Consider the following 5,450-nt stretch of genomic DNA (forward strand, 5'->3'; position numbering starts at 1 on the left):
CAGGACCGCAGGGGTCCTGCCCTACGAGTGTGGAAGATGGAGAATGTAGGTCAAAACCCCTGAGGCGAGCGCGCAGGCGCGAGACGTGGTTTTGACAAGTGTGAGCAAGTATCGTAGGGCAGGAGTCCTGTACTCCTGCCATGTGTAGCAGGACCGCAGGGGTCCTGCCCTACGAGTGGATTGGTATCAGTGAGTGTCGAAACCACGGGGGTTTCGACCTACGAGGTATGAGTATGTTGTTCCAGTTGACCATGTTCCCTACGACGAAATCGGGCCGCACCGCATCGTCATCCGCAGCGGTTGCGAAAGTGATCGATATTATCGACCGCTCCGGCCTGTCGTACAGATTAGGCCCGATGTCAACGACTATCGAGGGTGAGTGGGAACCAGTCATGAAGATCATAAACAAGGCGCGGCTGACGCTGCGGCGTGAATCTCCTCGCTTGTATATCAGTATCACTATCGATGACCGCGTAGGAGCGAAGAAGCGTATCACAGGCAAGATCGAGTCGGTGGAGAAACGGCTCGGTCGGAAAGTGAGCAGGTGATGAAAGAAGTCGAGGCGGAATCTATCCGCGTGGTGTTTATAACCGTGCCGCGCGACGAGGTCAGTCGACTGGCGCGGGAGCTGGTCGAGCAGCGGCTGGCGGCCTGTATCAACATCGTGCCGAAAATCGAGTCGTATTTCTGGTGGGAAGACGCAGTCCAGCACGACGAGGAGGCGCTTTTGATCTGCAAAACAACCGAGGAGAAATTCCGCGCCCTCATGGAATACACACAGGAGTCGCACCCGTACGATCTGCCGGAGATTATCTCGTTCCCACTTTCCGACGGTCTCCCTGAATATCTCGCCTGGGTGCGCAAGGAGACGGAGGGGTAGGAGTTCATGAGCGACGGCACCAATGAAGGGCGCAAGTTTCTTGGCGTGACGGGCAAAGGGTGGGGGAAAATCGCGGCGATCGTGGCCATCCTGAGCGCGATCATCTACCTGTTCAAGCGGAAGAAGAACCCCCACGTGCGGTAGGTTTGACCATTAGGTGCCGCCATGAAATGCCCTGAGTGCGGACATGAAGAGGATAAGGTGGTCGATAGCCGGCCGCATCAGGACGGCCGCGCCATCCGTCGCCGCCGCGAATGTCTCCAATGTGGGAAGCGATATACCACGTTTGAGTATATCGAGACCGGCTCAATAACCGTGCTCAAGACCGACGACCGTCGCGAACCGTTCGACCGCAACAAGCTCCTTCACGGTATCAAGCTGGCTTGCAACAAACGGCCGGTGACGTCGTTTGAAATCGACAACATGGTGGCCGAGATCGAGGGGGAACTGCACGCGACCGGAAAGAGCGAGATTCCATCGAAGGATATCGGCGAACTGGTAATGGCGCGATTGAAGTTAGTTGACGAGATTGCCTATGTTCGGTTCGCCTCGGTCTATCGCAAGTTCGCCGACACCGCCGAGTTTCTCGAAGAGATGAAGCGCTTGCTGGAGAAGTAGGGTGGGCTGGGGCACCAAGGCGGGGTGCGTATACAGACGAGGCGCAAGCTTCGTCATTCCTGCGGAGGCAGGAATCCAGACAGCGTGGACAATGAGGGGTTGGCTGTGTTTAGGTGACTATCGAAACAAGACTCCTTAAACGTCGGCATGACCGCCCCAGCGATCTTGACTGGATACTCCGCCTGAAGCAGAGTATGACGGCCTTGCGGCCGTCCCGGGGGTAGAACCAGTAGCCCTGTCGGGTTTCTCACTCAAATTGTCCATGTTCGGAACCCGACCTACGGGGTCTGCCGCCAACAGCACTCGACATCTTGCTTTCGTCCACCCGCCAGCCTATCTTCTATCCCATGGCCGTCCCCAAAGACCAGCCGGAGCCGCTTGAGAAAGCGTCGATGCCGTTTCTCGAACATCTCGAGGAGCTAAGAAAGCGGCTGCTCCGGGCGGCTATGGCCGTAATCGGGTGCGCTATTCTCGCGTTCTATTTCTCCGACGAGATCATGGCCTATATCATGAAACCGCTGAATGGCGTCCCGCTGAACAATATGCAGGTGGCGGGCAGTTTCTACGCTTATATGAAGGTCTCGCTGATCGCCGGGCTGGTCGCGTCGCTGCCGATCGTCTTCTATCAGTTGTGGTCGTTTGTCGCGCCGGGGCTGTATCGCCGCGAGAAGGTGACGATTCTGCCGCTGGTGATCATCTCCACTGTGCTCTTCATTGTGGGCGCAGCTTTCTGTTACTACCTGGCCTTGCCGATGGCCCTCAAGTTCCTGCTTGGGTTTGCAGACGAGCTGATCACTAACTATATCACTGTGGACTCGTATATCAGCTTCCTCGGCTTTCTGATGCTGGCGTTCGGTTTGTCGTTCCAGTTGCCGGTTTTGGCCTATTCCCTGGGACGTTTCGGGCTTATAACGTCGCGCACCCTGGCCAAAGGGCGGCGCTACGCCATTGTGATAATCCTCGCCATAGCGGCGGTTGTGACGCCGACACCCGACATCTTCACGCAATTGCTGCTGGCGGTCCCTATGTATTGCCTTTACGAGGTCTCGATTTTTGTCGTGAAAATCTCCGGCCGGCGCGAACAACCGGCGGCTTGACATTGACGCCGGCGCGGCGTAGATTTGAGGGTTAGCAAAGCGGGTGTAATTCAGCGGTAGAATGTCAGCTTCCCAAGCTGGACGTCGTGGGTTCGACTCCCATCGCCCGCTTTTTTTGTGCCCACTAGGAACTGTGCTTATATGGTAGTCGCCGTAGTAGAACCCCAGTCGCCACTGTTTGGGCATGTTCGCCCCGGCTATACCCTTGTCTCGGTCAACGGCGACAAGATCGAAGACCCGATCGATTTCCGGTTCAAGACCACCGATGAAGCTGTCGAGCTTCGGTTTGCCGACCTGAAAGGCGAGTTCTCGGTTTTCCGCTTTGAACTGAACCACAGCGATGATCTCGGCATTACGTTCGAGGAAACCCCGGTCAGGATCTGCAAGTGCGATTGTATTTTCTGCTTCGTGCGCCAGCAGCCCAAGGGGATGCGTCGAGCGCTGTATGTGAAGGATGAGGACTATCGCCTTTCGTTCACGCACGGCAATTTCGTGACCATGTCAAACATGAGCGACGCCGACCTGGAGCGGATTGTCGCACAGCGGCTGTCGCCGTTGTATATTTCGGTGCACACTACCGATGATACCCTGCGCCGCTGCATGCTGCGAAACGAGAGGCTGGAGCCGATCCTGCCGCGCATTCAGTATCTGATAGAGAATAACATCACGGTGCACACGCAGGTTGTCTTGTGTCCCGGCATCAATGATGGCGCCAGCCTTGATCAAACGATCGAGCAGCTGGCCGAAAAGGCGCCCGGTGTCGCGAGTCTGGCCACCGTGCCGGTCGGACTGACCCGCTACCGCGAAAAATTGCCGGATCTTCGCACATACACTCATGACGAGGCAGCGCAAATCATCGATCGGGTAGAGCAGTATCAAGAGCGGTACTTGCTGGAGCTGGGCAGCCGTTTTGTGTGGCCGGCCGACGAGTTTTATGTCCTGGCCGAGCGGGAATTCCCGTCAATAACGGCCTACGAGGACATGCCACAGTTTGAAAACGGTGTGGGCATGGTGCGGGAGTTTATCACCCGTTTCAACCGCCGCCGCGGTCGGTTGACATCGCTGAATAGCCAACGACGGGCTCTATTCCTTACCGGCTACTCCGCTTATCCGTTCTGGGAGCGCCATCTCTTGCCGACCCTGCTGGGACCATTGGATCTCAAGGTAACATTGCACAATGTGACCAATCACTTCTGGGGTGAGACAGTAACAGTCTCGGGTCTCTTGACTGGTCAGGACATGCTGAGAGCAGCGCGCTCGCAAAAGGCTGATTATGACGCAGTCGTCCTGCCTCCGAATTGCCTCAATCGCGACGGTCTCTTTCTGGATAATCTCTCACTCGAGCAGTTCAGCCGGATGCTGGGCAGGGAAGTAGTTGTCGGCGGGTACGATCTGGCCGAGACGCTTTGCGAAGTGTTCGTATGAGCCTCCCCATAGTGGCTATCGTGGGGCGGCCGAATGTGGGGAAATCGTCGCTTTTCAACCGCTTTCTGAAAAAGAAGCTGGCGGTGGTCGATCCGATTCCGGGCGTCACACGCGACCGTAATTACGCCGTGTGCGACTGGGGCGGACGCGTGTTTCATCTCGTTGACACTGGTGGCATGGTGCCCAATACGCGCGACGCCTTGGAGCGGGTCATTCTCGATCAATCCGAATTCGCCATCCATGAAGCCGATCTCATCTTGCTCGTGGTCGATGTCCAGGTGGGGGTGGACCAGACGGACGAACGCCTGGCGCGAATCATGCATCAGTCGGACAGACCTTGCGTGCTCGTAGCCAATAAGGCCGATGATGAGCAGCTCGCCAATGAAGTATTCGCCCTGAGCCGGCTCGGATTGGGGGACGCCTGGCCAGTATCGGCCACAGTGGGCCTGGGAATAGGCGAGCTACTCGACGAGGTTGTTTCGAAGCTGCCCATCTCCAAGACTGATGAAGTGCCATCGGATGCCATTCGAGTAGCCCTGGTGGGAAGGCCCAACGTGGGCAAATCATCGTTCATCAATAAACTGCTTGGCGAAGAACGGCTGATTGTTTCTCCGGAGGCGGGCACGACTCGTGATGCGGTCGACACGCCGTTTGAAATCGACGGCCAGGCGTACGTGCTTATTGATACGGCCGGTTTGCGACGCAAATATAAAGTTCATGAGAATATCGAGTTCTACACCAACCTGCGCGCCGAGCGGGCAATTGAGGATTGCCATGTGGCTGTTGTACTAGTCGACGCTGCGCAGGGGTTTACGTCGCAGGATCAGCGCGTTCTCGCGTATGTACTGGAATCTCGTCGGCCGGCGGTGCTGGCGGTAAACAAATGGGACCTGATCGAGAAAGACGCCCATACGGCCGACCAGTTTACGGCCGCGATCAAAAAGGGGCTGGCGAGGTTCTCGTTTGTTCCGATTATTTACGTTTCCGCATTGACCGGTCAGCGGCTTGCCAAGGTACTGGAACTCGTCAAGCGGGTTCACGCGGAGCACAATAAGCGCGTTCCCACCGCCCAGCTCAACGACTTACTCAGACGTGCTTTCGGCCGTCGCAAGCCGCCCGCTAAGCAGGGCAAGCATATCCAGCTCAACTATGTCACGCAGACCGAGGTTGCCCCGCCAACCTTCGTGCTCTTTTCGAACCAGCCGATGCTTATTGACAAAAGTTACCTCAATTATCTCGCCAATCAATTGCGGGCGGAATTCGGTTTCGAGGGGACGCCGATCCGTCTGAAGTGCCGGCGGAAGTAGGCACTGGCGCCTGTAGGTCGGGACCCTTGCGGTCCCGACATCGATGATCCTTCCATCGCGATTGACCCGGCAGTAGAAGTAGGTCGGGTTCCTGAGCGATTCGCGTCGGCGAATCGCTCAGGA

General features: G+C 56.9%; 7 protein-coding genes and 1 tRNA gene. All 8 read left to right on the forward strand.

Going from position 1 to position 5,450, the window contains the following annotated elements; genetic code table 11:
* Positions 1-233 precede the first annotated feature (233 nt).
* The 8 genes from AB1772_13020 to der all read left to right on the forward strand — a co-directional run bounded on the left by AB1772_13020 (position 234) and on the right by der (position 5,327).
* Positions 234-548, forward strand: coding sequence for an MTH1187 family thiamine-binding protein (locus AB1772_13020; protein ID MEW5797263.1), 315 nt, complete (start codon positions 234-236; stop codon positions 546-548).
* Positions 548-880, forward strand: coding sequence for a divalent-cation tolerance protein CutA (gene cutA / locus AB1772_13025; protein MEW5797264.1), 333 nt, complete (start codon positions 548-550; stop codon positions 878-880). Before AB1772_13020 ends, cutA begins: the two co-directional genes overlap by 1 nt.
* 6 nt (positions 881-886) lie before the next feature.
* On the forward strand, positions 887-1,024 hold the full coding sequence (locus AB1772_13030; protein MEW5797265.1) for a hypothetical protein: 138 nt from the start codon (positions 887-889) through the stop codon (positions 1,022-1,024).
* A 21-nt stretch (positions 1,025-1,045) separates the two neighbouring features.
* A complete protein-coding gene (nrdR, locus tag AB1772_13035) occupies positions 1,046-1,498 on the forward strand; it encodes a transcriptional regulator NrdR (GenBank protein MEW5797266.1) in 453 nt (150 codons plus the stop codon).
* A gap of 311 nt (positions 1,499-1,809) precedes the next feature.
* Positions 1,810-2,595 (forward strand): twin-arginine translocase subunit TatC, encoded by a 786-nt coding sequence (gene tatC, locus AB1772_13040; GenBank protein ID MEW5797267.1) that lies wholly within the window; start codon positions 1,810-1,812, stop codon positions 2,593-2,595.
* A 39-nt stretch (positions 2,596-2,634) separates the two neighbouring features.
* Positions 2,635-2,706 (forward strand) — tRNA-Gly (locus AB1772_13045).
* A 30-nt stretch (positions 2,707-2,736) separates the two neighbouring features.
* A complete protein-coding gene (locus tag AB1772_13050) occupies positions 2,737-4,020 on the forward strand; it encodes a DUF512 domain-containing protein (GenBank protein MEW5797268.1) in 1,284 nt (427 codons plus the stop codon).
* Positions 4,017-5,327 carry a ribosome biogenesis GTPase Der gene (gene der, locus AB1772_13055; protein MEW5797269.1) on the forward strand — a complete coding sequence of 437 codons (1,311 nt, stop codon included), beginning with the start codon at positions 4,017-4,019 and terminating at the stop codon, positions 5,325-5,327. The genes AB1772_13050 and der overlap by 4 nt, the downstream gene beginning before the upstream one ends.
* Positions 5,328-5,450: the final 123 nt, after the last annotated feature.

It is taken from the genome of Candidatus Zixiibacteriota bacterium (assembly GCA_040752815.1).
GTDB lineage: Bacteria > Zixibacteria > MSB-5A5 > GN15 > FEB-12 > JAGGTI01.

Coding starts and splice junctions, on each gene's coding strand:
- cutA (MEW5797264.1), top strand. CDS start 548: ATGAAAGAAGTCGAGGCGGAATCTATCCGCGTGGTGTTTATAACCGTG.
- AB1772_13020 (MEW5797263.1), top strand. CDS start 234: ATGTTGTTCCAGTTGACCATGTTCCCTACGACGAAATCGGGCCGCACC.
- der (MEW5797269.1), top strand. CDS start 4,017: ATGAGCCTCCCCATAGTGGCTATCGTGGGGCGGCCGAATGTGGGGAAA.
- AB1772_13030 (MEW5797265.1), top strand. CDS start 887: ATGAGCGACGGCACCAATGAAGGGCGCAAGTTTCTTGGCGTGACGGGC.
- AB1772_13050 (MEW5797268.1), top strand. CDS start 2,737: ATGGTAGTCGCCGTAGTAGAACCCCAGTCGCCACTGTTTGGGCATGTT.
- nrdR (MEW5797266.1), top strand. CDS start 1,046: ATGAAATGCCCTGAGTGCGGACATGAAGAGGATAAGGTGGTCGATAGC.